This window comes from Streptomyces sp. NPDC033180, from assembly GCF_055577645.1.
Genome location: NZ_JBVIPU010000005.1, coordinates 328659 through 355169 on the forward strand (window position 1 = coordinate 328659; position 26511 = coordinate 355169).

The 26511-nt window shown below is 68.3% G+C and carries 25 protein-coding genes and 1 tRNA gene; 21 read left to right on the forward strand and 5 right to left on the reverse strand.

The window, feature by feature from the left end; genetic code table 11:
- Positions 1–12: 12 nt before the first annotated feature.
- Together ACZ5WE_RS18045 and ACZ5WE_RS18050 are read right to left on the reverse strand one after the other, a co-directional pair.
- Entirely contained in the window at positions 13–906 is an 894-nt protein-coding gene (locus tag ACZ5WE_RS18045; RefSeq protein WP_467689044.1) for an IS5 family transposase, read from the reverse strand.
- 52 nt (positions 907–958) lie between these two features.
- Positions 959–1486 (reverse strand): DapH/DapD/GlmU-related protein, encoded by a 528-nt coding sequence (locus ACZ5WE_RS18050; protein WP_467689221.1) that lies wholly within the window; start codon positions 1484–1486, stop codon positions 959–961.
- A gap of 114 nt (positions 1487–1600) precedes the next feature.
- Here ACZ5WE_RS18050 and ACZ5WE_RS18055 point away from each other — a divergent pair, with 114 nt between their 5' ends.
- The 4 genes from ACZ5WE_RS18055 (at position 1601) to ACZ5WE_RS18070 (ending at position 4256) form a co-directional block, all read left to right on the forward strand.
- Positions 1601–2530, forward strand: a complete 930-nt coding sequence (locus ACZ5WE_RS18055; protein WP_467689045.1) for a LysR family transcriptional regulator — start codon at positions 1601–1603, stop codon at positions 2528–2530.
- Positions 2531–3330: 800 nt separating this feature from the next.
- The gene (locus ACZ5WE_RS18060; protein WP_467689047.1) at positions 3331–3630 is read left to right on the forward strand and encodes a hypothetical protein; all 300 of its coding nucleotides are present in this window, start codon (positions 3331–3333) and stop codon (positions 3628–3630) included.
- Entirely contained in the window at positions 3620–3928 is a 309-nt protein-coding gene (locus tag ACZ5WE_RS18065) for a hypothetical protein (protein ID WP_467689048.1), read from the forward strand. Before ACZ5WE_RS18060 ends, ACZ5WE_RS18065 begins: the two co-directional genes overlap by 11 nt.
- A gap of 49 nt (positions 3929–3977) precedes the next feature.
- The gene (locus ACZ5WE_RS18070) at positions 3978–4256 is read left to right on the forward strand and encodes a hypothetical protein (protein WP_467689049.1); all 279 of its coding nucleotides are present in this window, start codon (positions 3978–3980) and stop codon (positions 4254–4256) included.
- 2086 nt (positions 4257–6342) lie between these two features.
- Here ACZ5WE_RS18070 and ACZ5WE_RS18075 read toward each other — a convergent pair.
- Positions 6343–6651 carry a hypothetical protein gene (locus tag ACZ5WE_RS18075; RefSeq protein ID WP_467689051.1) on the reverse strand — a complete coding sequence of 103 codons (309 nt, stop codon included), beginning with the start codon at positions 6649–6651 and terminating at the stop codon, positions 6343–6345.
- An 87-nt stretch (positions 6652–6738) separates the two neighbouring features.
- Between ACZ5WE_RS18075 and ACZ5WE_RS18080 the strand changes: the two genes are divergently transcribed.
- Positions 6739–7101, forward strand: coding sequence for a hypothetical protein (locus ACZ5WE_RS18080; RefSeq protein WP_467689053.1), 363 nt, complete (start codon positions 6739–6741; stop codon positions 7099–7101).
- A gap of 308 nt (positions 7102–7409) precedes the next feature.
- Here ACZ5WE_RS18080 and ACZ5WE_RS18085 read toward each other — a convergent pair.
- Positions 7410–7481, reverse strand: a tRNA-Arg gene (locus ACZ5WE_RS18085).
- A gap of 159 nt (positions 7482–7640) precedes the next feature.
- On the opposite strand from ACZ5WE_RS18085, the gene ACZ5WE_RS18090 reads away from it, so the two are divergent.
- Positions 7641–8183 (forward strand): response regulator, encoded by a 543-nt coding sequence (locus ACZ5WE_RS18090; RefSeq protein ID WP_467689055.1) that lies wholly within the window; start codon positions 7641–7643, stop codon positions 8181–8183.
- A gap of 396 nt (positions 8184–8579) precedes the next feature.
- Here ACZ5WE_RS18090 and ACZ5WE_RS18095 read toward each other — a convergent pair whose 3' ends face one another.
- The gene (locus ACZ5WE_RS18095; RefSeq protein WP_467689057.1) at positions 8580–8801 is read right to left on the reverse strand and encodes a hypothetical protein; all 222 of its coding nucleotides are present in this window, start codon (positions 8799–8801) and stop codon (positions 8580–8582) included.
- 25 nt (positions 8802–8826) lie between these two features.
- Between ACZ5WE_RS18095 and nrtL the strand changes: the two genes are divergently transcribed.
- The 15 genes from nrtL to ACZ5WE_RS18170 all read left to right on the forward strand — a co-directional run bounded on the left by nrtL (position 8827) and on the right by ACZ5WE_RS18170 (position 26303).
- Entirely contained in the window at positions 8827–9930 is a 1104-nt protein-coding gene (nrtL, locus tag ACZ5WE_RS18100) for an ArgS-related anticodon-binding protein NrtL (protein WP_467689059.1), read from the forward strand.
- Between the two features lie 44 nt (positions 9931–9974).
- The gene (gene lysA, locus ACZ5WE_RS18105; RefSeq protein ID WP_467689061.1) at positions 9975–11366 is read left to right on the forward strand and encodes a diaminopimelate decarboxylase; all 1392 of its coding nucleotides are present in this window, start codon (positions 9975–9977) and stop codon (positions 11364–11366) included.
- 138 nt (positions 11367–11504) lie between these two features.
- Positions 11505–12797, forward strand: a complete 1293-nt coding sequence (locus ACZ5WE_RS18110; protein WP_367044970.1) for a homoserine dehydrogenase — start codon at positions 11505–11507, stop codon at positions 12795–12797.
- A gap of 6 nt (positions 12798–12803) precedes the next feature.
- Entirely contained in the window at positions 12804–13862 is a 1059-nt protein-coding gene (gene thrC / locus ACZ5WE_RS18115) for a threonine synthase (RefSeq protein ID WP_467689063.1), read from the forward strand.
- Positions 13863–14150: 288 nt separating this feature from the next.
- Complete coding sequence (thrB, locus tag ACZ5WE_RS18120; RefSeq protein WP_467689065.1) at positions 14151–15068, forward strand: homoserine kinase; 918 nt, start codon at positions 14151–14153, stop codon at positions 15066–15068.
- Between the two features lie 372 nt (positions 15069–15440).
- A complete protein-coding gene (gene rho / locus ACZ5WE_RS18125; protein ID WP_467689067.1) occupies positions 15441–17522 on the forward strand; it encodes a transcription termination factor Rho in 2082 nt (693 codons plus the stop codon).
- Positions 17523–17859: 337 nt separating this feature from the next.
- Complete coding sequence (locus ACZ5WE_RS18130) at positions 17860–18981, forward strand: LCP family protein (protein ID WP_467689069.1); 1122 nt, start codon at positions 17860–17862, stop codon at positions 18979–18981.
- A gap of 148 nt (positions 18982–19129) precedes the next feature.
- Positions 19130–19348 carry a 50S ribosomal protein L31 gene (rpmE, locus tag ACZ5WE_RS18135; RefSeq protein WP_367044975.1) on the forward strand — a complete coding sequence of 73 codons (219 nt, stop codon included), beginning with the start codon at positions 19130–19132 and terminating at the stop codon, positions 19346–19348.
- Positions 19349–19483: 135 nt separating this feature from the next.
- Positions 19484–20560: a peptide chain release factor 1 gene (prfA, locus tag ACZ5WE_RS18140; protein WP_467689071.1), complete on the forward strand. Its 1077-nt coding sequence runs from the start codon at positions 19484–19486 to the stop codon at positions 20558–20560.
- A 36-nt stretch (positions 20561–20596) separates the two neighbouring features.
- On the forward strand, positions 20597–21442 hold the full coding sequence (gene prmC / locus ACZ5WE_RS18145; protein ID WP_467689073.1) for a peptide chain release factor N(5)-glutamine methyltransferase: 846 nt from the start codon (positions 20597–20599) through the stop codon (positions 21440–21442).
- Positions 21443–21489: 47 nt separating this feature from the next.
- Complete coding sequence (locus ACZ5WE_RS18150; RefSeq protein WP_249587745.1) at positions 21490–22137, forward strand: L-threonylcarbamoyladenylate synthase; 648 nt, start codon at positions 21490–21492, stop codon at positions 22135–22137.
- Positions 22134–22775: an arsenate reductase/protein-tyrosine-phosphatase family protein gene (locus ACZ5WE_RS18155; RefSeq protein ID WP_160507229.1), complete on the forward strand. Its 642-nt coding sequence runs from the start codon at positions 22134–22136 to the stop codon at positions 22773–22775. The genes ACZ5WE_RS18150 and ACZ5WE_RS18155 overlap by 4 nt, the downstream gene beginning before the upstream one ends.
- Positions 22776–22883: 108 nt before the next feature.
- Complete coding sequence (locus ACZ5WE_RS18160) at positions 22884–24155, forward strand: serine hydroxymethyltransferase (RefSeq protein WP_467689076.1); 1272 nt, start codon at positions 22884–22886, stop codon at positions 24153–24155.
- Positions 24156–24285: 130 nt separating this feature from the next.
- Complete coding sequence (locus ACZ5WE_RS18165; protein ID WP_467689078.1) at positions 24286–25605, forward strand: MraY family glycosyltransferase; 1320 nt, start codon at positions 24286–24288, stop codon at positions 25603–25605.
- 260 nt (positions 25606–25865) lie between these two features.
- Positions 25866–26303: a hypothetical protein gene (locus tag ACZ5WE_RS18170; RefSeq protein WP_467689080.1), complete on the forward strand. Its 438-nt coding sequence runs from the start codon at positions 25866–25868 to the stop codon at positions 26301–26303.
- The last annotated feature ends 208 nt before the right edge of the window (positions 26304–26511 follow it).

Sequence of the window (26511 nt, forward strand, 5' to 3'; positions counted from 1 at the left end):
AAGGCGTGTCCGTCAAATGCGAGCCCAGACCAGCACGGCGCCGAGGACCGCGGCCGAGCGGTAGACAATCGCGAGCTTGTCGAACCTCGTGGCCAGGCCCCGCCACTGCTTGAGCGGGGCGAAGGACCGCTCGACCACGTTGCGGTTCTTGTAAGCCACCGGATCGAACTTCGACGGACGCCCGCCTGCTGAACTGCGGCGGCGACGGTGCTCCTGTTGGTCACGCCGTTCAGGAATGACCGCAGTGATCCCGCGGGCCTTGAGCGCCGCTCGGATCGCGCGGGAGGAGTAGGCCTTGTCCCCGAGCAACATGGCCGGAGTTGTGCGCGGGCGACCTGCTCCGGTCCTGGGGACACGCAGGTCGGCCGGCAGCAACGGCAGGCACTGACCGTCGTGCGCCTGCCCGGGCGTCACGACGACGGCCAGCGGTCGGCCCTGACCGTCCACGGCGTGGTGGATCTTCGTGGTCAGCCCGCCGCGGGAACGGCCGATCGCGTGCCCGGCGGGCTCTCGGTGGGCGTCGAGGCCCTGCCCTCGGGCTGCGGCCCGGCACTTCTCGGGGCGGCGGATGTTGGTGGCGTGCTGGTGGGCCCGGGTGATGGTGGAGTCCACCGCCACCCGCCAGTCGATCAGCCCATCATCGTCTGCGCGGGCGAGCAGGACGCCGAGCACACGGTCCCAGGTCCCGTCGGCCGCCCAGCGGCGGTGGCGGGCCCACACGGTCTTCCAGGGTCCGAACCCGGCTGGGAGGTCTCGCCAAGGAACACCGGTGCGGTACCGGTAGACGATCGCCTCCACAATGCGGCGGTGCTCGGCCCACGGCCTGCCACGACGACCGGAACTGGAGGGCAGCAGAGGCCGGATGCGTTCCCACTGCCGGTCGGTCAAACGCGCGTGACGAGGCATCAGGACCAGACCGCAGAGGTGCCGCGCACCCGGGCCAGCAGCCCGGCCGGGCTCAGTCAATCGTCTTGATCACCTGGGCGGGCACTCCCGCGACCACGGTGCCTGCAGGAACATCACGAGTGACCACCGCACCGGCAGCGACCACCGCACCGGCACCGATGGTCACCCCCTGCGTGATCAAGGCAGCTGCCCCGATCCAGACGTCGTCCTCGATGACGATCGGGGCGAAAGAGAGGTACTCGCGGCGCTCGGCCAGGGGCAGTGGATGGCCTCCTGTGATGAGGCTGACCTTCGGGGCGATCATGACGCCATTGCCGATACGGATGCCTCCCTTGTCCATGAAGGTGCATCCCTGGTTGACGAAGACGTTCTCCCCGAACGTCGTGTTCAGCCCGCACTCGGTAAAGAACGGCGGGTAGATCACCACCAACTCCGACAGCGGGCCGCCGAACACAACGGAAAGTAGTTCCGAACGACGTTCGCCGTCGCTGAACGGAAGGACGTTCAGTCGAGACGTCGCATCGGTCACCTCGACGATTCGCTCAGCATGACGTGTGAACTCAGGCGTCTGGACATACATGACCTGCTCTGTGCGGGTAGACATGCGCTGATCCCACCACCGCGCAGAGCACTCGATCAAACAACCCTGCGCCACTCCGGGCACAACCAATGGTTGTGACGGTAAAGTGGAAGCGTGGATGTTGAAGCGCTGCGGACGTTCGTGATCGTCGCCGAGACCGGCCAGTTCCAGGCTGCGGCCGACGAGTTGGGGGTCAGCCAGCAGGCGGCCTCCAAGCGAATCGCGGCCCTGGAGAGGCACCTCGCGGTCATGCTCTTGGTGCGGACCTCCCGAGGCTCCCGGCTGAGCCCGGACGGGCAGGTCTTCCTTCCGCACGCCAAGAAGGTAGTGGCGGCCATCGAGCAGGCCGAGCAGGCCGTGCGCCCCGGAAGCCGTCCTTTGCGCGTCGATGTCCTCAACCGGCGCATCTTCCCGGCCCAGGCCGTCTACCGGTTTTACCGCTCCCACCCCGAGACGGACCTGGACGCGGTCACGCTGAGCGCGGAGAACGCCCCCCAGGCCGCCCGGGCGGTGCTCGAAGGGACCGTCGACGCCTCCTTCCGTGCCCTGCCGGCAGACCAGGTCCCGACCGGGATCAGCGTCGAACGACTCCTGGACGCACCCCTGGAGCTCCTGGTCGGACCCGGCCACCCGCTGGCTGACGCGCCCTGGGTTAGTCCTGCGGACCTGGCCGGCCACCGCATCTGGATCCCCGGGATCATGCCGGGCACGGAGTGGGCGGCGTTCTACCAGGCGCTGTCCGAGGAATTCGGCCTGAGCATCGACGCGCTCGGCCCCAACTTCGGTGACGAGGCCCTGATGGACACGCTGGCGGACTCGGCCTCGCTGGCCACCCTTGTCGGCAGCGGAGACCGGTACCTGTGGCCCCAGACCCACGACCTACGGCGCATCCCATTGCACGACCCGACCCCGGTCTACCCGCACGTGCTGCTGTTCCGCAGCGGAGACCAACACCCCGTGCTGACCGCGCTACGCGACTATCTGCGCACCGCAGGCCCGCGAACCCCCCACGACGTGTGGGTGCCGGACTGGGTAGACCGCTGACCACACGACCGAATTAGCGGACACACCCTAGTTCCGTGGTTGAGCCCGAGCTCCGCAGCGCTCATACCGTAGGCGTCGCACAGCAGAGGCCCATAAAACTCGTCCGGCGAGCTGTGCCCGTTCTCCCCGCTGGCGATGCGCCGCTTCACGCTGGCGTCAGAGGGGAGTTGGTGGCCTCGGCGCGTGGCTGCCTGGCGTATCTCGCGCACCAGCCGCGGCTGACTCCAACCCAGTTTGGCCCGTGCCTCACCCAGGCGGATGCCGGTCGACTGCATCGATGACGTGGCCGTTCCCTCCCCGCGCGTGCGCCGGTACGACAACTTAGGCTCACCACCGAATTTACGCGCAGGTAGTCCCCTCGCGCTGGAAGTGGCAGGAGATCCTTTCCGCTTTGGGGACGACAGGGGGTGACGGTCCGGCGCATCCCTCGTCATCCCCCGTCCCCTCTCGTCATCTGTCCTGGTCAGGGCCCTGGCCAGGAGTCTGGACGCACGGCAGCACCGAAGCTGCTGATCCAGTCAGACCGAGGTGAGATGACGTGCAGAGGATGACCAGGAGGGGCGTCGAGTGGCTCTCCGCCGCTGCCGACGATCCGGTGATGTGCCGGGCGGTCTGGGAGGACGACCCGCGCACCCCGTGCCTGCTGCCGACCGGTCGTCTCTTCGACGTGGTGACGATAGAGCAGAACACGGGCCTGGAGACTTTCGACCAACTCTTGCGCCGGGGGATGCCGTTCGGCCCTGTCATCGCCGACCACAAGGCCCGACGCGTAGGCTTTCTGCTCAACTCCCGTAGCGAAGATGCCTTCGCACAATTTCCTAGCACGGGAGACCCAGACGCCGCCCAACTACCGCTACTTGAGCCTCGGTTCCGGAGTCGTGGTCCCCGGTCCTATGCCCCTGTCGGGTGATCGCTACCAGTGGCTTCGCGCACCGGTACGCCGCCCTGAGGCCAATCCGCTACGTCCGGTCGCTCTGGCAATCATGCTCGTCGCCGCATCCGAACTGCTGGCACGGGTCGACCGGTACGGCGAGAAGTACCCCTCGCCGGCTGCCGTGCACATGGCCACTCCCGAGAGGTCGGCGACCGATGCGGGATGAACCACGCGACCACCAGGACGCTGCCCAGCGGTCGCCCTTGGACAGCGACGGCTGGTACGCAGCCCGAAACGCGACGAGTGCTCTGCGGGACATCCTGACGGCTGCGGGCATGGAAAAGGACTTCCCGTACCTTCAACCTGACCTCAACGCCTTCGGCCACGGCCTGATCGAACTCGGGAGAGTGTCACCGGCAACGGCTGAACGCCTGGCTGAACTCCTCCGACTTGCACTGGCGAGCGGGAGGAGCAGCAACAGCGAAGTCGACGAAAGCACCGAACAGCGGATGCGAGAGGACTGACGCTATGACCGACCGGCGAGGAGTCGTTGCTAGGCGTGCCGAGGACTTGATGCCAGGTATTCCCTACGTCCGCGGCTGGACGCAGGCCAGGCACAGCGCCGACCTGCTGGCTTCACAACTCACGGCCCTGGGACTCGAGTCCGACTTCCCTGGTCTCACGGCCGACGTGAACATCTTCGGCGACGGCCTGGTACGCCTGGGCCGGATACGGCCGGAGGCTGCGCTACTTCTGGGTGAGCTGATCGCGACAGGCCTTGCCGCGGAGATGGCCAACTCGGCGTCTACGGCCTGTTCAACCGACCCCCACCAACGGGCCGAAGCCGCGTGACGAAACCGCGCTCCGCGTGTTGCGGTCGGAGAGTGCTCCCGTGACTGGTCGCTCTTGGCCCCGTACAGCACCGCTTCTCGGCGGACTGCCGTACGGGGCCACTGTTCTGCATAGCGCTTACGCAGCGGTTGGCTCTGCCGCCCGGCCGGGACCGGCGCCCCAGCGCCGCAGCCCGGACGGTGGGCAGAACCAACCGGGTAGGCTGGATGAGCTGCATGTCAGAAGACAGGTGACCGCCGCTTTAGGAATTCGATCCGCGCTCGGTCTGGCCGCAGGGTCCTGCGGTGACGTTGTCCACCCCGGGGCGTGCAAGTGCGCTGGCGTCCGGCGCCGTTGATGTCACACGGGGATGTCAGCCTGGGCTAGCGCTTCTTGCGTATCTTGCGTTTTTTCGCCTTGGCTTCCTTCTCTTTGCGCTGGGCCACGCCGTACGCCGACCAAGGCCCCTGATGCACTGCGCAGCGGGAGGTGCCTGACACCACCTGCCGCTGACACCGACCGCCTGTTTTGTTGGGCGCACCACACCTCGCCATTCGGTCTCCCCCTAGCTTGATGCTCAGTCCCAAGCTCTAGGCACGGTGGCGCGGTTCCTTCCATCCGTGAAGGCGCGAAGCTGGTAGGGCAGGAGTGCGCGGGCGCACGCTTCCGAACCTCAGCTTGGGAAGCTTGGCTCTTCCTCGCGCGATTGTTGGGCTGAACTGTGGCGGAGTGATGTTGGAGTCCTGGTTGTACCTGTGGTCAGTCTCCACTGTTCCCCGTGGTCTCCCGCAGGATGTGGCACGCGAGTGGCACGATCCCTCCTCCGAGCTGCCGGGGATGAGGCTCGACCTTGGAACGTGCTGGCACTGTCCATGTGTATTCCGCAGTCCGGCAAGAGTTGCAGGCCTCGGATACCACAGAGAGCGGAGCATTTGAGCCCCGCGAGGCAGTGAAGCGTGATGGTCAGGGTCGGGTGATGAGGCGCCGGGCTCAGGCTCGGGAAAGGCCGTCGCACGACGGCTGACGATCGGGACAGCACGGTTATTGGATCTCCTCGAAGGGCAGACTAGGCGTAAAGCAGGGGGTGGGGAAGATCGCGAATCAGAGGCAGGGACAGGATTGGGCACGGCCAGGGAATCTTGGCTATGGAGGGGCATCGGACGCCGCTACTTTTGTCGCTGCTCCTCTTCTCGCCGGAGCGGCAATAGCTCTTATTGGTCTAGTCTCTTCTGATCGTGAAAAATTCCGGTGGCCGGATCAGTCTGCATTTGTGTTAACGATAGCGTCACTCGTTCTCGTGCTGTGCATACAACAGAGTTTCTCGGCCCGGCAGTTCCTCTATTCGGCTGCCGATGCAAGGGACTGGTGGGACAGCGACTTGGATGGTGTAGAAGCCCACATTCAGAGGCAGCAGCGCGAGGCCTTGCGAGTCTGGAATCGGAGATCTTGGCGAATTGGGATCTCTTACAACTTTGGTGTTGCATTTCTGTCTTTAGGTCTATCCCTGGTCTTGGCTCCACCCGAAATCCTTACCACTGGTGCACCCGTTCAAGAGGGTTGGCGCTGGGCTGCTTCATGTATTGCTTTTCTCGGTTCCGTCATTGATGTCATTTGGACAACTGTACAACGAGTGCCGGAATTTATGATCTATAGAGCCCGGCGGCAGTTGCTTCGACGGGCCCGGTCAGAAGGGGGATCGTAATGCCACCAGGACAGCCGCCAGATTCTCTCACCTGCCCTGCGTGCGGTGCATCACGATGGTCATACGTCACAGGTCGAACAGACGACGATGAGCACTATGGTGCGTGCCAATTTCAGGACATTCGATTGGAATATGTCGCCGGATGCTCACTCGGCGAGGCTGAGGCGATCGCGCGAGTAGTGCGCAGGGATCGAGAGCGCACCACAGGCGAGCCGTAAGGGGCAATTGCTGTCATGACGGTGAGTGCACCCTGGATCTCGGGCTTGCCATGCCGTGGACGGCTTTAAACGGGGGATGGAAGACGAGGCGACCCACCATTAGTCGGGCCGCCTCGTCGAGCGCAACCTTCTGATCCGTAGCTCTATGTGGATAGGTCACTAGCGGTCATACCGGCTGCATCAGGTTCTAGATGGACAGTGCGGTCCTTTGATGATTGCTGTCGTTGCTGTACTTCGCTGCTGTACACCACCCAACAGAAATCATCACGGCCATGGCTGATGCGTCTACATAGGCGCTCACAGCCTGTGCGGTCGGGGACCAGATCATCAGCACGAAGACGATCACGACGATCCATGATCCTCGACGATGGTTTGACAGATGCGTTGGTGGCAGGGCCACACTCATTCTTGAGCCTCCGGGTTCGCGGCCCATCCCTTCTCGCGCTTGCAGCATGAGAACGATCTGCAACGCCGAAACGATCACCAGGAGCGTCAAGCGGCGAGGGAAGCGAAAGCAGCTCAAGCAGACAAGCGTCGGCAACGCGTAAAGGCGCTGCGCGAGGAGCTCAACACCGTTATTCGCATGAGCGACCCCCAGCGACGCGGAACTGCCTTGGAAGCCCTGCTAAACAAGATCTTCGCTGCTGAGGGGCTGTCTATACGTGAGGCATTTGCACTGCGGGATGAGGGCGGGCAAGTAACCGAGCAGATCGACGGTGTTGTCGAGCTGGACAGGGCTCCATACCTCGTTGAAGTCAAGTACTGGGCGGACGTGCTCGGAAAGGGGCCTGTTGCTGAGCACCTCGTGCGGGTCTACAGCAGAGCCGAGGTGCGGGGCCTGATGATCTCAGCCTCGGGCTCACGCAGCCTGCCGTTGATGAGTGCCGCCGAGCTCTGGCCCATCGCGTCGTCGTTCTTGGGGAGCTCCGCGAACTCGTGTTGGTGATGGAACAAGAGCAGCCTCTGGATGAGTGGCTCCGGGAGAAGGTGCGGAGAGCCATGGTGCCATGGTCGATCGCGAACCACTCGCTATCTACGGTGTCCACTTCTGACGCGGCGGCCACCCAGTGGGCTACGCCGCTGGGCGGGCTCCAAAGCCTGCCTGAGCTGGGGTGTAGTCCACCAAGATCATTACGTCGCCATTACGTGATCACTGGCAAATAGCTGCTCTCGGCGACATCTGCCTGCACATACGCGAAGACCCCGGCCTCAGCGTTTCCGCTGGTGACGGGGTCTTGGGCACCTTCTTCAAGGTGCCCCCGGCAGGATTCGAACCTGCGCACACGGCTCCGGAGGCCGTTGCTCTATCCCCTGAGCTACGGGGGCGTGTCGGCGCGGTTTGCGCGGCGACGTGTAGAACCCTACCAGCTCCGAACGGCTCCCTATGAACAGGTATTTCCGCACTCCGTGGGCGTGGGGGCGGGCGCATGTGCACCTCGCGTCCCAGAGGTTGCCCTTGGCTTCCCGCACGATCCCCCGCACGGGGTGGAAGTGGGGAAAACCCGGACGCGGTGGCGGGCGCGGACCTACTCTCGAGTTGTGTCAGGCGTGTCAGGCCGCGTGCTTGTTGTCGACGACAACAAGGTCATCCGGCAGCTGATCAGGGTCAATCTCGAGCTGGAGGGCTTCGAGGTCGTGACCGCGGCCGACGGTGCCGAATGCCTGGATGTGGTGGACCAGGTCAGACCCGATGTGGTCACACTCGACGTGGTGATGCCCCGCCTCGACGGGCTGCGTACCGCCGCTCGGCTGCGTTCCGATCCGCGGACCCGGAATCTGCCCATCGTCATTGTCAGTGCCTGCACCCAGTACGAGGTGGCGAGCGGGCTTGAGGTCGGGGTGGACGCCTTCCTGGCCAAGCCCTTCGAGCCTGCCGAACTGCTCGGGGTCGTACGGCAGTTGATGGAACACGGTAGTGGCAGTGACGGTGGCAGCGGTGGTGGTGATGGTGACGGCGAGCATGGCGCCCTCAGTGGTGAGTGCGGGGCCGCCGGAGAAACCGAGCGCGCCGGCCGCCCCAGCGGCTGACCCCGGCCCCGGCCCCGGACCTTGCCCTCGTTCCAGCGGCTGACCCCGGCCCCGGACCTTGCCCTCGTTCCAGCGGCTGACCCCGGCCCCGGACCTTGCCCTCGTTCCAGCGGCTGACCTCAGCCCCGGACCTTGCCCTCGACCCAGCGGCTGACCCCACCCCCGGGTCCTCGCCTCCGTGCAGCGGCGACCCCGGCCCCCGCCCGCCGCCCCCGGGTCCTCGCCTCCGTCCAGCGGCGACCCCGGCTCCCGGCCCCCACCCCCGGGCCCTGGCCTCCATCCAGCGGCTGACGCCGGCCCCGATCCCGCCCCCCCCGGGTCCCGGCCCCGATCCCGCCCCCGGGTCCCGCCCCCGTCATCCCGGCAGCCCACCCAGCACCCGCCGAAGCCGCCGCCTCAGCCGCCGAAGCCGCCGCCCCACCGGCCGAAGCCGCCGCCCCAGCCGCCGCCCCACCGGCCGAAGCCGCCGCCAAAGCCGCCGCCGACCCACCCGCCGAAGCCGCCGCCGCCGAAGCCCCCGCCGCCCCAGCCCCTGACCCACCCGCCGAAGCCGCCGCCCCCGTCCGCACCCCGCCGTCCACATCCCGGACCATCGGGGAAACCAGGTCGCGTCCCCACCCCCTTCCTCCCATACGCTTGTCCCGTGACCCCCGTCGAGCTCTCCCGCACCGTGCTGCGCGCCATGCGTCGTGCCGTCGATGACGGGGAGCTCAGTGGCCTTGGGGATGTGGGTGTGGGTGTGGGCGCGGCAGGGCGGGTTGTCGTTGAGCGGCCTCGGCCCGGCGGGTGTGGGGACTACGCCACGAACGTCGCCCTGCAGGTCGCCCGCGCCGCCGGGCGCTCGCCGCGGCAGGTCGCCGAAGTGCTCTCCCCGCGGCTCGCCCGGGAGCCCGGCATCGCTGCCATCGACATCACCGGGCCCGGTTTTCTGAACATCACCCTCGAAGGGTGCGGCCCCCAGTACACAGGCAGCGCGTCCGCCGACCTCGTACGTGATGTCCTCGCCCGCGGCGCCTCGTACGGGCACATCCATCCCGGCCCGGAGGACGGCTCCGCCGAAACCCACCAGCTCCACTTCCCCCGCGAAGTCCGCGCCGCCGTCCTCGCCGACTCACTCCGCCGCATCCTCCTCTCCCGGGGTGCCCACGTGCGGAACATCTGCGAGGGGGCCGCAGACACCAACTGGGCGGCGGCCACCCTCGGCGTACACATCGACGCGTACGGGAACCCTCCTGCCGCCCCCACCCCCCTGCGGCCCGTCCCGGCCTCCGCCGACCCCGCCCCCCTCGGCCCCGACGCCGCCCGCTGGGCGCTCCTGTACCCCGCCGCCCGCGACCGGCCCCGCATCAGTGACGAGCACCTCGTCCAGCGTGCGAGCAATCCCCTCTTCCGTGTGCGGTACGCCTGCTCCCGCACCCGCGCCCTCACCAGGAACGCCGCCGCCCTCGGCTTCACCTCCGAGCCCGCGGACATAGCGGGAGCCGGAGCGCAGGGGCTCCTCGACGCCCTCGCCGACTACCCCCGCATCCTGGCCGCAGCCGCCCGGCACCGTGCGCCCGACCGGCTTGCCCGGCATCTTGTCGTCATCGCCGATGCCTTCCTCGCCTTTCAGCCCGGCGTGCTGCCGCTCGGTGACGAGAAACCCTCGGCCGCCCACCGTGCCCGGCTCGCGCTCGCCGAAGCCGCCGGGACGGTGCTCGCAGGCGGCCTGTCCCTGCTCGGCATCAGCGCCCCCGAGTACTTGTGACACGTGAAGACAGACGTGAATGAAGTGAGAGAGACGAACGCGACATGAGCCGTTCCGCACACCCCGCCGGGCCTCGCCACGCCGACGTACTGCCCGAAGGGCACTACACCGCCCCGGCCGATGACCTGAACTCCCTCGATCCGAAGGTCTGGTCGCAGACCGTCGGGCGTGACGCGGACGGTGTCGTCACCGTCGGCGGAATCCCGGTGACGCGGCTCGCCGAGGAGTTCGGTACCCCCGCCTACTTCCTCGACGAGGCCGACTTCCGCGCCCGCTGCCACGCCTGGCGCGGTGCCTTCGGGGCCGACGCCGACGTGTTCTACGCCGGCAAGGCCTTCCTCTCGCGGGCGATCGTCAGGTGGCTGCACGAGGAAGGGCTGAACCTCGACGTGTGCAGCGGTGGCGAGCTCGCCACCGCCCTCGCCGCCGGCATGCCCGCCGACCGCATCGCCTTCCACGGCAACAACAAGACCGAGGAGGAGATCGAGCGGGCGATCGAAACCGGTGTCGGGCGCATCGTGCTCGACTCCTTTCAGGAGATCGTGCGCGTCGCCCACATCGCCGACCGGCTCGGCACCCGCCAGCGCGTGCAGATCCGCGTGACCGTCGGCGTCGAGGCCCACACCCACGAGTTCATCGCCACCGCACACGAGGACCAGAAGTTCGGCATCGCGCTGGCCGGGGGCCAGGCCGCCGAGGCCGTGCGGCGGGCGCTCCAGCTCGATGGCCTCGAGCTCATCGGCGTGCACTCGCACATCGGGTCGCAGATCTTCGACATGGCCGGGTTCGAGGTCTCCGCCCGGCGCGTCGTCCAGTTGCTCGCCGAGGTGCGGGACGAGCACGGTGTCGAGCTTCCCGAGATCGACCTCGGCGGCGGGCTCGGCATCGCCTACACCTCCGAGGACGACCCCCGCGAGCCGCACGAGATCGCCAAGGCGCTCGGCGAGATCGTCACGCGCGAGTGCGAGGCCGCGAATCTGCGGACGCCGCGCATCTCCGTCGAGCCCGGGCGTGCCATCGTCGGGCCCACCGCCTTCACCCTCTACGAGGTCGGCACCGTCAAGCCGCTCGAAGGCCTGCGTACCTACGTCTCCGTCGACGGCGGCATGTCCGACAACATCCGTACGGCTCTCTACGACGCCGAGTACAGCGTCGCCCTCGTCTCGCGGGAGTCCGACGCGCAGCCCATGCTGGTCCGCGTGGTCGGCAAGCACTGCGAGAGCGGGGACATCGTGGTGAAGGACGCGTTCCTGCCCGCCGACATCGCACCCGGTGATCTGATCGCCGTGCCCGCGACCGGCGCGTACTGCCGTTCCATGGCGAGCAACTACAACCACGCTCTCCGTCCGCCGGTCGTCGCCGTGCGGGATGGTGATGCGCGGGTCATCGTCCGGCGCGAGACGGAGGAAGACCTCCTGCGACTTGACGTCGGCTGAGGAAGTACCGGCCCGGAGACAGCGATCGATGAAGTATCGGTCTGTGAAATAGTCGTCTCACCATCCGGACAGGGCATAGGAACTGCCAGCGGGTGGGTGAGACTGGTCCCATCGTAGATGTATGAGAAGTGAGGTCGGATGATGCGTACGCGTCCGCTGAAGGTGGCGCTGCTGGGCTGTGGGGTTGTCGGCTCAGAGGTGGCGCGCATCATGACGACGCACGCCGACGACCTCACGGCCCGGATCGGTGCCCCGGTGGAGCTCGCCGGGGTGGCCGTGCGCCGTCCGTCGAAGGTGCGGGACGGAATCGACCCCTCACTGGTCACCACGGACGCGACCGCGCTGGTCAAACGCGGTGACATTGATGTCGTCGTCGAGGTCATCGGGGGCATCGAGCCCGCCAGGACCCTCATCACCACCGCCTTCGCGCATGGTGCGTCCGTCGTCTCCGCCAACAAGGCGCTCATCGCGCAGGACGGCGCCGCGCTGCACGCCGCCGCCGAGGAGCACGGGCGGGATCTCTACTACGAGGCTGCCGTCGCCGGTGCGATTCCGCTGATCCGGCCGCTGCGCGAGTCCCTCGTCGGCGACAAGGTCAACCGGGTTCTCGGAATCGTGAACGGTACGACCAACTTCATCCTCGATGCCATGGACACCACCGGCGCCGGTTATCAGGAAGCCCTCGACGAGGCCACCGCCCTCGGATACGCGGAAGCCGACCCGACCGCCGACGTCGAAGGCTTCGACGCCGCCGCCAAGGCCGCGATCCTCGCCGGTATCGCGTTCCACACGCGCGTGCGTCTCGACGACGTCTACCGCGAGGGCATGACCGAGGTGACCGCCGCCGACTTCGCGTCCGCGAAGCGCATGGGCTGCACCATCAAGCTGCTCGCCATCTGTGAGCGGGCCGCCCACGGCGGGTCCGTCACCGCGCGCGTGCACCCCGCGATGATTCCGCTCAGTCATCCGCTGGCGTCGGTCCGCGAGGCGTACAACGCCGTCTTCGTGGAGGCCGAGGCCGCCGGCCAGCTCATGTTCTACGGTCCCGGCGCCGGTGGTTCTCCCACCGCGTCGGCCGTGCTCGGCGACCTCGTCGCCGTCTGCCGCAACAAGCTCGGCGAAGCCACCGGGCCCGGCGAATCCGCGTACACCCAGCTGCCCGTGAGTTCCATGGGCGAGGTCGTCACGCGCTACCACATCAGCCTCGACGTAGCCGACAAGCCGGGTGTTCTCGCCCAGGTCGCGACGGTCTTCGCCGAGCACGGCGTATCGATCGATACGGTCCGTCAGACGGGCAAGGACGGCGAGGCCTCTCTCGTCGTCGTCACCCACCGCGCGCCCGACGCCGCCCTCACCGGCACCGTCGAGGCACTGCGGAATCTCGACACCGTGCGTGGTGTCGCCAGCATCATGCGGGTTGAAGGGGAGTAGTCAGTAATGAGCCACCAATGGCGCGGAATCATCGAGGAGTACCGGGACCGTCTTCCCGTCTCCGCCACGACGCCCGTCGTGACGCTCCGCGAGGGCGGCACGCCGCTCGTGCCCGCGCAGGTGCTCACCGAGCGCACGGGCTGCGAGGTCCATCTCAAGGTCGAGGGCGCCAACCCGACCGGGTCCTTCAAGGACCGCGGCATGACGATGGCGATCACGAAGGCCAAGGAGGAGGGCGCCAAGGCCGTCATCTGCGCCTCCACCGGCAACACCTCGGCCTCGGCCGCCGCCTATGCCGTACGCGCCGGGATGGTCTGCGCGGTCCTCGTGCCGCAGGGCAAGATCGCGCTCGGCAAGATGGGCCAGGCGCTCGTCTACGGCTCGAAGATCCTGCAGGTCGACGGCAACTTCGACGACTGCCTGAACCTCGCACGCGCCCTCTCCGAGAACTACCCGGTGGCGCTGGTCAATTCGGTCAACCCGTTCCGCATCGAGGGCCAGAAGACCGCATCGTTCGAGATCGTCGACGCGCTCGGCGACGCCCCCGACATCCACGTCCTGCCGGTGGGCAACGCGGGCAACATCACGGCCTATTGGAAGGGCTACAAGGAGTACGCCGCCGACTCGGTCTCGTCGCGCACTCCCCGCATGTGGGGCTTCCAGGCTTCCGGTTCCGCGCCCATCGTGCGCGGCGAGATCGTCAAGGACCCGTCGACCATCGCCACCGCGATTCGCATCGGCAACCCCGCGTCGTGGCAGTACGCACTCGACGCCCGCGACGAGTCGGACGGCTTCATCGACGAGGTGACGGACCGTGAGATCCTGCGCGCCTACAAGCTGTTGGCGTCCCAGGAGGGTGTATTCGTCGAGCCGGCGTCGGCCGCTTCCGTCGCGGGGCTGCTGAAGGCGGCCGAGCAGGGCAAGGTCGACAAGGGGCAGCGCATCGTCTGCACCGTCACCGGAAACGGCCTCAAGGACCCGGACTGGGCCGTCGCGGGCGCACCGCAGCCGGTCACGGTTCCGGTCGACTCGGCCGCCGCGGCCGAGCGTCTGGGCCTGGCATAACCGTTTCCGGCATGGCATAGCCATGCCGGTCCGGGATACAGGCAGCAGTACGGCGGGCATAACCGCCTGGAAAACCCGCAACTCCGCATAGGGGGTGCACAGGGGGCTTACGACACGCATCGTGCGCCTCCTGTGCGCCCTATGTCGCCACAGAACCTTCCTTCGATAGGCTGTACCGAACCCGCCCCGCCGCATATGCCGCGGTGCTGCCGCAGAGCGGCCTTCGGGTAGTGCCTCATCACGTGGCAAGTCCTCAAAAGATCGCAGCTCAAGGAGAGTCATCGAGCGATGGCCGGTCCCGCGTTCCGCGCCGCCGCCGTCCGGGTGCGCGTCCCCGCCACCAGCGCCAACCTCGGCCCGGGCTTCGACGCCCTCGGCCTGTCGCTGGGTCTGTACGACGACGTCGTCGTGCGGGTGGCCGACACCGGACTGAACATCGACATCGCAGGTGAGGGCGGCGAGACGCTCCCACGCGACGAGTCGCATCTGCTCGTACGTTCCCTGCGCACCGCCTTCGACCTGCTCGGCGGACAGCCGCGCGGGCTCGAAATCGTCTGTGCCAACCGCATTCCGCACGGCAGGGGCCTCGGCTCCTCGTCCGCCGCCATCTGCGCGGGCATCGTCGCCGCGCGCGCCGTGACGATAGGCGGGGACGCCCGTCTGGACGACAACGCCCTGCTCGAGCTCGCCACCGAGATCGAGGGGCACCCGGACAACGTCGCCGCCTGTCTGCTCGGCGGCTTCACGCTCTCCTGGATGGACGGGGGAGCGGCGCGGGCGATCAGGATGGAACCCGCCGATTCCATCGTTCCGGTGGTCTTCGTACCGGCCAGGCCCGTGCTCACCGAGACCGCGCGCGGACTGCTCCCGCGCACCGTCCCGCACGTCGACGCGGCCGCCAACGCGGGCCGGGCCGCGCTGCTCGTCGAGGCCCTGACCAGGCGCCCCGAGCTGCTGCTCCCCGCAACCGAGGACCGGCTCCACCAGGAGTACCGCGCGCCCGCCATGCCCGAGAGCGCCGCCTTGGTGGAGCGCCTGCGCGCGGACGGTGTCCCGGCGATGATCTCCGGCGCGGGGCCCACGGTCCTCGCGCTGGCCGATGAGAGTGCGGCGGACAAGGTCGCACGCCTTGCGGGAGAGGGCTGGGCGGCCAATCGCCTGGCGCTCGACGCGACCGGCGCGAGCGTGTTGCCGCTTGCTCCTTGACACCTGTTAGCCGGATTGGAGAGGGGGAATGTTTGTTGGATCCGGTAGTGTTAACCTCAAGTCTGCACCCGACCCCACCATGGCGAGGTGCTTCGTGTCCCCGTCCGGGACATCCATCCTTCCGGGAGCCTCCCAAACTGCTCTGTGCCCCGCACTGAGCGGTGCCGAGCACGCTCCGGAACCGGCGTGACCGAGCCGAGTGACACCGCACATCAGTGGCACCTCACCGGGACTCGCCATCACCAGTGAATTCTTCCGCCGCGCGTTGGCGGACCACCGCCCCGGCACGGTCCACACACCAAAGGACCTCCGGACAGCACAACCGGTCGCCGAGCCAGACAGGCCGACGTCCGCTCCAGGGAAGGACCCTTCGTGAGCGACACCACCGATCTGATGGGCGTGACTGCCGACACGCCCGCCACGGACGCCTCTGCGGCGCCTGCCACCGGTGCTTCGGCCGGGTCCCGGCGGCGCCGCGGCACCGGCCTCGATGGCATGGTGCTGGCGGAACTGCAGCAGGTCGCATCCGGCCTCGGTATCAAGGGCACTGCGCGGATGCGCAAGAGCCAGCTGATCGAGGTCATCAAGGAGGCGCAGGCCGGGGGCGGTGCCCCCGCGAAGAGCGCCGCGCCGGCCTCGGACGCCGAGACCAAGCCCAAGCGCCGCGCGACCTCGAAGGCCCGGACGGGCGAGGACACCGCGGCGAGCTCGACGGGCGCCGACAAGGCCGCCAAGGCGAGCAAGGCCGACAAGGCCGAGCAGCCGGCCGGCGCCAAGGCCGATGACGCCGCCCAGCAGCAGATCGACATCCCGGGCCAGCCCGCGGGTGCCGACAAGGGCGAGCGCCGCCGTCGCCGTGCCACCGCCGACGCGGGCAGCCCCGAGACGGTCACCGCCGAGGCGAAGAGCGAGCCGAAGAGCGACGCCAAGAACGACAAGAACGACAAGAGCGACGCCAAGACGGACGCGCAGCCCGAGGCCAAGGGTGACGGCTCCGGTGACAACAACGCCGACGGCCGCCGCGAGCGCCGTGACCGCCAGGGCCGTGGCCGCGACCGCGACCGCCGTGGCAACAAGGGCGACGAGCAGCAGGGCGGCAACCGCCAGCAGGGCGGCGGCCGTCAGGACCGCGGCGACCGCCAGGACCGTCAGCAGCGGGACCAGCGCGACCAGCGTGACAACGGACCGCAGGACGACTTCGACGACGAGGCGGGTGGCCGTCGCGGCCGCCGCGGCCGTTACCGCGACCGCCGTGGCCGTCGTGGGCGCGACGAGTTCGGCGGCGCGAGCGAGCCGCAGGTCGCCGACGACGACGTACTGATCCCCGTCGCGGGCATCCTGGACATCCTCGACAACTACGCGTTCATCCGGACCTCGGGTTACCTCCCGGGCCCGAACGACGTGTACGTGTCGCTCGCCCAGGTCCGTAAGAACGGTCTGCGCAAGGGTGACCACATCACCGGCGCCGTCCGCCAGCCCAAGGACGGCGAGCGCCGCGAGAAGTTCAACGCGCTCGTCCGCCTCGACTCGGCGAACGGCATGGCGGCCGAATCCGGGCGCGGGCGACCGGAGTTCAACAAGCTGACGCCCCTCTACCCGCAGGACCGGCTCCGTCTGGAGACCGACCCGGGCGTGCTCACCACCCGCATCATCGACCTCGTGTCGCCGATCGGTAAGGGCCAGCGCGGTCTGATCGTGGCTCCGCCGAAGACCGGCAAGACCATGATCATGCAGGCGGTCGCGAACGCGATCACCACGAACAGCCCCGAGTGCCACCTGATGGTCGTCCTGGTCGACGAGCGTCCGGAAGAGGTCACCGACATGCAGCGGTCGGTGAAGGGCGAGGTCATCTCCTCGACCTTCGACCGTCCGGCCGAGGACCACACCACGGTCGCCGAGCTGGCCATCGAGCGCGCCAAGCGTCTCGTGGAGCTGGGTCACGACGTGGTCGTGCTTCTCGACTCGATCACCCGCCTGGGCCGTGCGTACAACCTGGCGGCCCCGGCCTCCGGCCGCATCCTGTCCGGTGGTGTCGACTCGACGGCGCTCTACCCGCCGAAGCGCTTCTTCGGTGCGGCGCGCAACATCGAGGACGGCGGCTCGCTGACCATCCTCGCCACCGCGCTCGTCGACACCGGTTCGCGCATGGACGAGGTGATCTTCGAGGAGTTCAAGGGCACCGGCAACATGGAGCTCAAGCTCGACCGGAAGCTCTCCGACAAGCGCATCTTCCCGGCGGTGGACGTCGACGCGTCCTCCACCCGCAAGGAAGAGATCCTGCTCAACAGCGAAGAGCTCGCGATCGTCTGGAAGCTGCGCCGGGTGCTGCACGCGCTCGACTCGCAGCAGGCCATCGAGCTGCTCCTCGACAAGATGAAGCAGACGAAGTCGAACGCCGAGTTCCTCATGCAGATCGCGAAGACGACCCCGACGCCGGGCAACGGCAACGACTAGTCCTCGCGGGCAGTACGTACACAAAAGGGCCGCCCCCGTCATCCGACGGGGGCGGCCCTTTGCGTCCAGGGGGCGCGCGCAAGGGGTGCCGAATGACCTTGACCACACCCCTAAGAGATTCTTACGGTCACGGGCAGTAGCCCCGTGGCGGGGTAAATCGCAGGTGAGGAGCCCGAAGGACGGGGAAGGAGTGCACGATGCGTCACGAGCGTGCGCCGGGGCGCTCACATAGCGCTGTGCAACCCTTCTTTCGGTTTCCACGTCTGACAAGTGACGACAAACCGCGCCTGACCCTGAAAGCAGGGGGTACCCGACCCGGACGAGGACTGAGGAGCACATGACCGACGAGAGCGCATCCGCGGAAACGGCACCGAAGCGCCCCCGAGGTGGTGGCGGCCGGCGCCGTAAGCCGCGTGAGAAGCGCAGCAAGGTCCTCGTCATCACCGCCTGGACCGCGGCATCGGTGATCGTCCTCGGCGGTACGGGCCTCGGCTTCGTGTACTTCAAGCTCAACGGCAACATCAAGGGCGTCGACATCAACCAGGCGCTCGGCACCGACCGCCCCGAGAACATCGACAACGGCTCGCAGGACATCCTCGTCCTCGGCTCCGACTCCCGCTCCGGCGACAACGCCAAGTACGGCAAGGACGAGGGCGCCGCCCGCTCGGACACGGCGATGGTCGTGCACGTGAACAAGGGCCACAAGACGGCCAGCGTCGTCTCCATACCCCGCGACACCCTCATATCCCGCCCCGAGTGCAAGACGGACGACGGCAAGACGGATCCGGGCGGACAGCGGCAGATGTTCAACACGGCGTACGAGGTCGGCGGCCCCGCCTGCGCCGTCAAGACGGTGGAGAAGATGTCCGGCATCCGGATGGACCACTACGTGGAAGTGGACTTCTCCGGCTTCAAGAAGCTCATCAACACCCTCGGCGGCGTCGAGATCACCACCAAGAAGGCGATCAACGACAAGGACAGCCACCTCAACCTCAAGGCCGGCACGCACCAGCTCACCGGCGAGCAGGCCCTCGGTCTGGTCCGCACCCGGCACGGCGTCGGCGACGGCAGCGACCTCGGCCGCATCCAGCTGCAGCAGGCCTTCATCAAGGCCCTGATCAACCAGGTCAAGGACGTCGGCGTCTTCAGCAACCCGAAGAAGCTCTACGACCTCGCGAACGACGCGACCAGCGCCATCACCACCGACTCCGACCTGAACGACGTCAAGAGCCTCGCGGGCTTCGCGAGCGGGCTCAAGGGCATCGGCGCGGGCGACATGAAGATGGTCACGATGCCCATCCAGTACGACCCGGCGGACCCCAACCGCGTCCTGCCCCTGGAGAAGGCCGACCAGCAGGTCTGGGACGCGCTCAAGGCCGACAAGCCCATCCCCAAGTCCGCCACCGAGAAGTCCGCGGGCGACAAGGGCGACGCGCGCGACGTCGTGACCAGCGACTAGCGCGGTTCTGAGCCCGCCGGGAATAGAACGGCACCCACCCCGGTTTGGGCAGATGCGACCCGTCCTGGCAGACTGGTACGTCGGCCCCGGTTCACGTACGAGCAATCCGCGCGTACGACCCGGCGCCCTCCCGAAACTAGGAGACACCTTGAAGCGCGACATCCACCCCGAGTACTTCGAGACCCAGGTCAGCTGCACCTGTGGCGCGGAGTTCACCACCCGCAGCACGATCTCCAGCGGCCGCGTCCGTGCCGAGGTCTGCTCCGAGTGCCACCCGTTCTACACGGGCAAGCAGAAGATCCTCGACACCGGTGGCCGCGTGGCCCGCTTCGAGGCCCGCTTCGGCAAGGCTGCCGCCAACAAGTAGCGAGCCACTGCGCCGGTCTTCGGCCGCCCTCGGGAGGGGGCGGTTGGGACCGGCGCTTTGCCGTCTGATCGCAGCAGCCACCTTCGCGTAGAACCCTTGCGCGGTACCTTCGCGTAGAAGACTCAGGAGACCCCGATGTTCGAGGCGGTCGAGGAACTGATCGGCGAGCACGCCGATCTGGAGACGAAGCTCGCGGACCCCTCGGTCCACGCCGACCAGGCCAACGCGCGCAAGCTCAACAAGCGCTACGCCGAGCTGACGCCGATCGTCTCGACGTACAGCGCCTGGAAGCAGACCGGCGACGACATCGCGACGGCCCGTGAAATGGCCGCGGAGGAACCGGAGTTCGCCGCGGAGGTCAAGGACCTGGAGAAGCAGCGCGAGGAGATCACCGAGAAGCTGCGGCTTCTCCTGGTGCCCCGCGACCCCAGCGACGACAAGGACGTCATCCTCGAGGTCAAGGCGGGCGCGGGCGGCGACGAGTCGGCGCTCTTCGCCGGCGACCTCCTGCGCATGTACCTGCGGTACGCGGAGCGCGTGGGCTGGAAGACCGAGATCATCGACGCCACCGAGTCCGAGCTCGGCGGCTACAAGGACGTCCAGGTCGCCGTGAAGACCAAGGGCGGCAACGGCGCGACCGAGCCCGGCCAGGGCGTCTGGGCACGGCTGAAGTACGAGGGCGGCGTGCACCGCGTGCAGCGCGTGCCCTCCACCGAGTCGCAGGGCCGGATCCACACCTCCGCGGCCGGCGTCCTGGTGACGCCCGAGGCCGAGGAGGTCGATGTCGAGATCCTCGCCAACGACCTGCGCATCGACGTCTACCGCTCGTCGGGTCCCGGCGGCCAGTCGGTCAACACCACCGACTCCGCGGTGCGCATCACGCACCTGCCCACCGGCGTCGTGGCCTCCTGCCAGAACGAGAAGAGCCAGCTGCAGAACAAGGAGCAGGCGATGCGTATTCTGCGCTCCAGGCTCCTTGCCGCGGCTCAGGAGGAAGCGGAGAGCAAGGCCGCGGACGCCCGTCGCAGCCAGGTCCGCACCGTCGACCGCTCCGAGAAGATCCGGACGTACAACTTCCCGGAAAACCGGATCTCGGACCACCGTGTCGGCTTCAAGGCGTACAACTTGGACCAGGTGCTCGACGGAGACCTCGACGCGGTCATCCAGGCCTGCGTCGACGCGGACTCCGCGGCCAAGCTCGCGGCAGCCTGAGCACCCGACAACCGCACTGCCCCCCGGAGGACCAGCGTGAACCTGCTGCTCGCGGAAGTGGCCCAGGCCACCCAGCGGCTGGCCGACGCCGGCGTGCCCTCGCCGCGCAACGACGCGGAGGAGCTCGCGGCCTTCGTGCACGGCGTGAAGCGGGGCGAGCTGCACTCCGTCAAGGACTCCGACTTCGACGCCCGCTACTGGGAGACGATCGCGCGCCGCGAGGCACGCGAGCCGCTCCAGCACATCACCGGGCGTGCCTTCTTCCGCTACCTCGAACTGCAGGTCGGGCCCGGGGTCTTCGTGCCGCGGCCGGAGACCGAGTCGGTGGTCGGCTGGGCCATAGACGCCGTGCGCGCGATGGATGTCGTCGAGCCGCTCATCGTCGATCTGTGCACGGGCTCCGGGGCCATCGCCCTCGCCATGGCGCAGGAGGTCCCACGCTCGCGCGTGCACGCCGTGGAGCTGTCCGAGGACGCCCTGAAGTGGACGCGGAAGAACGTCGAGGGGTCCAGGGTCAAGCTGTCCCAGGGCGACGCGCGTGACGCCCTTCCGGAGCTCGAAGGACAGGTCGACCTCCTCATCTCGAACCCGCCGTACATCCCGCTCACCGAGTGGGAGTACGTCGCTCCGGAAGCCCGTGACTACGACCCCGACCTCTCGCTCTTCTCCGGCGAGGACGGCCTCGACCTGATCCGCGGCATCGAGCGCACCGCCCACCGGCTCCTGCGGCCGGGCGGCGTCGTCGTCATCGAGCACGCCGACACCCAGGGCGGCCAGGTGCCGTGGATCTTCACCGAGGAGCGGGGCTGGGCCGACGCGGCCGACCACCCCGACCTCAACAACAGGCCGAGGTTCGCGACCGCCCGCAAGGCGATGCCGTGACCACCACCACTTCAAGCCAGCAGCACGTGTACGAGGAGGCCAGTTAGATGGCACGGCGATACGACACCAACGACGCGACCGACCGTACGACCGGTCTGCGCGAGGCCGCGTCGGCCGTCCGCCGTGGCGAGCTGGTCGTGCTGCCCACCGACACCGTCTACGGGATCGGTGCCGACGCCTTCACGCCGGAGGCGTGCGCCGACCTGCTCGACGCCAAGGGCCGTGGCCGCAACATGCCGACGCCGGTCCTCATCGGCTCCCCGAACACGCTGCACGGCCTGGTCACCGACTTCTCCGAGTCGGCCTGGGAGCTCGTCGACGCGTTCTGGCCCGGGGCCCTGACTCTGGTCGCCAAGCAGCAGCCGTCGCTCCAGTGGGACCTCGGGGACACCCGGGGAACCGTCGCGATCCGGATGCCGCTGCACCCCGTCGCCATCGAGCTGCTCACCGAGGTCGGCCCCATGGCGGTCTCCTCGGCGAACCTCACCGGGCACCCCGCGCCGGAGGACTGCGACGCCGCGCAGGAGATGCTCGGCGACTCCGTCTCCGTGTACCTGGACGGCGGGCCGACGCCCGGCATCGTCCCGTCGTCGATCGTGGACGTCACCGGGAAGGTGCCGGTACTGCTGCGCGCGGGCGCCCTGGACGCGGAGGAGCTCCGCAAGGTGGTACCCGACCTCGAGGTGGCGAATTGACAGCCCCTGAGACGGGGCGTGGCATAGCGGCTTATCCCGATTCGTTCCGCATCCTCCACGTCAGCACCGGCAATGTGTGCCGCTCGCCGATCACTGAGCGGCTGACCAGGCATGCCCTCGCCGACCGCCTGGGTGATCCCTTCACCGGCGGCCTGATCGTGGAGAGCGCGGGCACGTGGGGGCACGAAGGCGCCCCCATGGAGACCAACGCCGAGGCGGTGCTCGCGGACTTCGGCGCGGACGCCTCGGGCTTCAAGGGGCGCGAGCTCCTCGACGAGCACGTCATCCGCGCCGACCTCGTCCTGACGGCGACCCGGGACCACCGGGCGCAGGTCATCTCGATGGGTCACTCGGCGGGGCTCCGCACGTTCACGCTCAAGGAGTTCACGCGCCTTGTGCGGGCCATAGACCCCGCGACGCTGCCCGACCCCGATGGTGGAGTGGTCGAGCGGGCCAGGGCCCTCGTGCGGGCCGCCGCCGCGCTGCGGGGCTGGCTCCTCGCGCCCACGGCCGAGGCGGACGAGGTGTACGACCCCTACGGGGCGCCGCTGCCCTTCTTCCGCTCGGTGGGCGACGAGATCAACGAAGCGCTGGATCCGGTGGTGACGGCGCTGACCGGCGTGCGGGCCAAGGCTTAAACCTTTCTCTTCGGCGCGGGCGGCAGATCCGCCCCGACACCGCGCGGGCACCGTGTGGCGGGCCTACATTGGAGGGACCCGCACACCTCGCGAGGCCCGGAGCCCAAGATGCCGGTCAGCACCGCACCCACCGCCGCCCCGACGGCGCCCGCTGACTTCGCCGCGCTCCGCCGCGCGGACCCCCAGATGGCGGAGATCCTCCTGGCAGAGCAGGACCGGCAGGCGTCCTGTCTCCAGCTCATCGCAGCGGAGAACTTCACCTCACCGGCGGTGCTCGCGGCCCTGGGCTCCCCCCTCGCCAACAAGTACGCGGAGGGCTACCCCGGCGCCCGCCACCACGGCGGCTGCGAACTGGTCGACGTCGCCGAGCGCATCGCCATCGACCGCGCCAAGGCGCTCTTCGGCGCCGAGCACGCCAATGTGCAGCCGCACTCCGGCTCCTCCGCGGTCCTCGCCGCGTACGCCGCCCTGCTGCGCCCCGGCGACACCGTCCTGGCCATGGGCCTGCCGTACGGCGGCCACCTCACGCACGGCTCGCCGTCGAACTTCTCGGGGCGCTGGTTCGACTTCGTGGGCTACGGCGTCGACCCGGACAGCGGCCTCATCGACTACGACCAGGTCCGCGCCCTGGCCCGCTCGCACAAGCCGAAGGCCATCGTCTGCGGCTCCATCGCCTACCCCCGGCACATCGACTACGCGGCCTTCCGCGACATCGCCGACGACGTCGGCGCGTACCTCATCGCCGACGCCGCCCACCCGATCGGCCTGATCGCCGGGGGAGCGGCCCCGAGCCCCGTCCCGTACGCCGACGTCGTCTGCGCCACGACCCACAAGGTGCTGCGTGGCCCGCGCGGCGGTCTGATCCTGTGCGGGCCCGCGCTCGCGTCCCGCATCGACCGTGCCGTGTTCCCCTTCACCCAGGGCGGCGCGCAGATGCACACGATCGCCGCCAAGGCCGTCGCGTTCGGCGAGGCGGCGACCCCGGCCTTCACCGCGTACGCCCATCAGGTCGTCGCCAACGCGCGCGTCCTGGCCCAGGCTCTCGCCGCCGCGGGCTGCACGATCATCACCGGCGGTACCGACACGCACCTGATCCTCGCCGACCCCGCGCCCCTGGGCGTCGACGCGCACACAGCCCGCGGCAGACTCGCCGCCTGCGGCCTGGTCCTGGACACCTGCGCCCTGCCGCACGCCGAGGGACGTGGACTGCGGCTCGGCACCGCCGCCGTCAGCACACAGGGCATGGGGGACGCGGAGATGGTGCGGATCGCCGGGCTCCTCGCCGCCGCGGTAGGCGACGAATCCAGGGAGGCGAACGACTCGAAAGTACGAGAGGAAGTGCGTGAACTGGTGGGCAGATTTCCGCCGTATACGGCCTAGGTCGGGGTGGACGCGTCGGGGGAAGGCGCGTACTCGTGCAACCATCGTCGCTACCCGGAAGTCCCTACCCGTATGCGCGCAGAGCTAGGGTGTGGGGCTGAGATGGCCAGCGATACCTGTGGGGAAGCCCGTGCGTGAATACTTGCTGACGCTCTGCATCACGGCCGCGGTGACTTACCTGCTGACCGGCCCGGTGCGGAAGTTCGCGATCGTGGCCGGCGCCATGCCGGAGATCCGCGCCCGCGACGTGCACCGGGAGCCCACGCCCCGGCTCGGCGGTATCGCGATGTTCTTCGGATTGTGCGCCGGTCTGCTCGTCGCCGATCACCTGCCGAATCTGAACGACGTCTTCGAGCGGTCCAACGAACCGCGCGCGCTGCTCTCCGGTGCCGCGCTGATCTGGCTGATCGGCGTCCTGGACGACAAGTTCGAGATCGACGCCCTGATCAAGCTGGGCGGCCAGATGATCGCCGCGGGCGTGATGGTCCTCCAGGGCCTGACGATCCTGTGGATCCCGGTGCCCGGCTACGGCATGGTCCTCCTGGACCAGGGCCAGGGCACGCTCCTGACGGTCGCGCTCGTCGTGATCACCATCAACGCGGTGAACTTCGTGGACGGCCTCGACGGCCTCGCGGCGGGCATGGTGTGCATCGCGGCGGCGGCGTTCTTCCTCTACGCCTACCGCATCTGGTACGGCTACGGCATCGAGGCCGCGGCCCCCGCCACGCTCTTCGCCGCGATCCTGATGGGCATGTGCCTGGGCTTCCTGCCGCACAACCTCCACCCCGCCCGGATCTTCATGGGGGACTCGGGGTCGATGCTGATCGGCCTGGTCCTCGCGGCGGGTGCGATCTCCGCCACAGGACAGATCGACGGCGATGCCCTGAGCCTGAACTTCGGCGGCACCCGCGATGCCACGCACGCGATGCTTCCGGTCTTCATCCCGCTCCTGATGCCGCTGACGATCATCGCCATCCCGTTCGCCGACCTGGTCCTCGCGATCGTGCGGCGTACGTGGAACGGAAAGTCGCCGTTCGCCGCCGACCGCGGCCACCTCCACCACCGGCTCCTGGAGATCGGCCACTCCCACAGCCGCGCGGTGCTGATCATGTACTTCTGGTCGGCGCTGATCGGCTTCGGCACGGTGGCCTACTCGGTCCACTCGGCCAGTATGTGGATCCTGCTGGCGATCGTCGCCCTGAGCGCGGTGGGCCTCGTGCTGCTCATGCTGCCGCGGTTCAGCCCGCACATCCCGGGCTGGGCCGAGTCCTTCGTGCCGCCGCGTTACCGCAGGCGCGGGAGGGCCGGCGCGGATGTGTCCGTGGCCGGTGCGACGGACGAGGCGGATGCGGACGACCGTCCTCCGGTCGAGTCAGGCGTCAACGGGGCGACGGCCGTTGGCCCCCACTCGCGCGTCGAGGATCGCCGCAAGGCCGGGTCGTCGAGCTGACGACGACCGTCAAACTCGCCCAATACCAGACAAGTTGCCGCGTCGCGTGCACATACGCGCGGATTAACTCTCATGTGTGACGGCGAGCACACCTAGCAGGTAAAGACCTCATCAAATAGTTTGTGATACCGTTCACGAAACCAGGGGATAGAGCCGAAGGACCGTAGTGCGACGGTCCATTGGCCCGAGGGACACTCTCGACCCCGGACTACGCTCGTCCATGACGACACCCTGCCCCCATCAGTAAGCGGAGCGCCGCCATGCCGTCTCAAGACACCCGAAATCTCCTTCAGTCCGCTGTGCCTACTGCTGCCGTCGGCGCGATCGTCGCTGTCGTCAGTGGTGTGGTCGCGGGTGGCAAGGGAGCTCTCGGCGCTGTCATCGGCACCGTGGTGGTCATCGCTTTCATGGGGCTCGGACTGTTCGTCCTGCAGCGGACGGCGAAATCGCTTCCGCAGTTGTTCCAGGCGATGGGCATGATGCTCTACGTCGCCCAGCTGCTGCTGCTCCTCATCTTCATGGGCCTGTTCAAGGACACCACGCTGTTCAACCCCAAGGCTTTCGCGGTCGCGCTCGTAGTGGCGACGGTTACGTGGATGGCCGCACAGGCCCGTGCGCACATGAAGGCCAAGATCCTTTACGTTGAACCCGACTCCGAGCAGAGCGACAAGCCGGAGAAGTCGGGGTCCTCGACGTGAAGGGTAGGGCCGGGATAAATGCGCGTTCGAGATGCTGCTATCGTCCGGTGCCAACTGCGGCACTGCCGGCGCGGGCATCTGAGCTGACGCCTGCACGATCGCGAGGCTCGATGCCTGAACGCCGCGCCCACATCCGAAACACCAGTCTGGTGCCGAATCGCGGCTGCGCGCCGCGCCGACACGACAACGAGGTTGCCGTACCTATGCG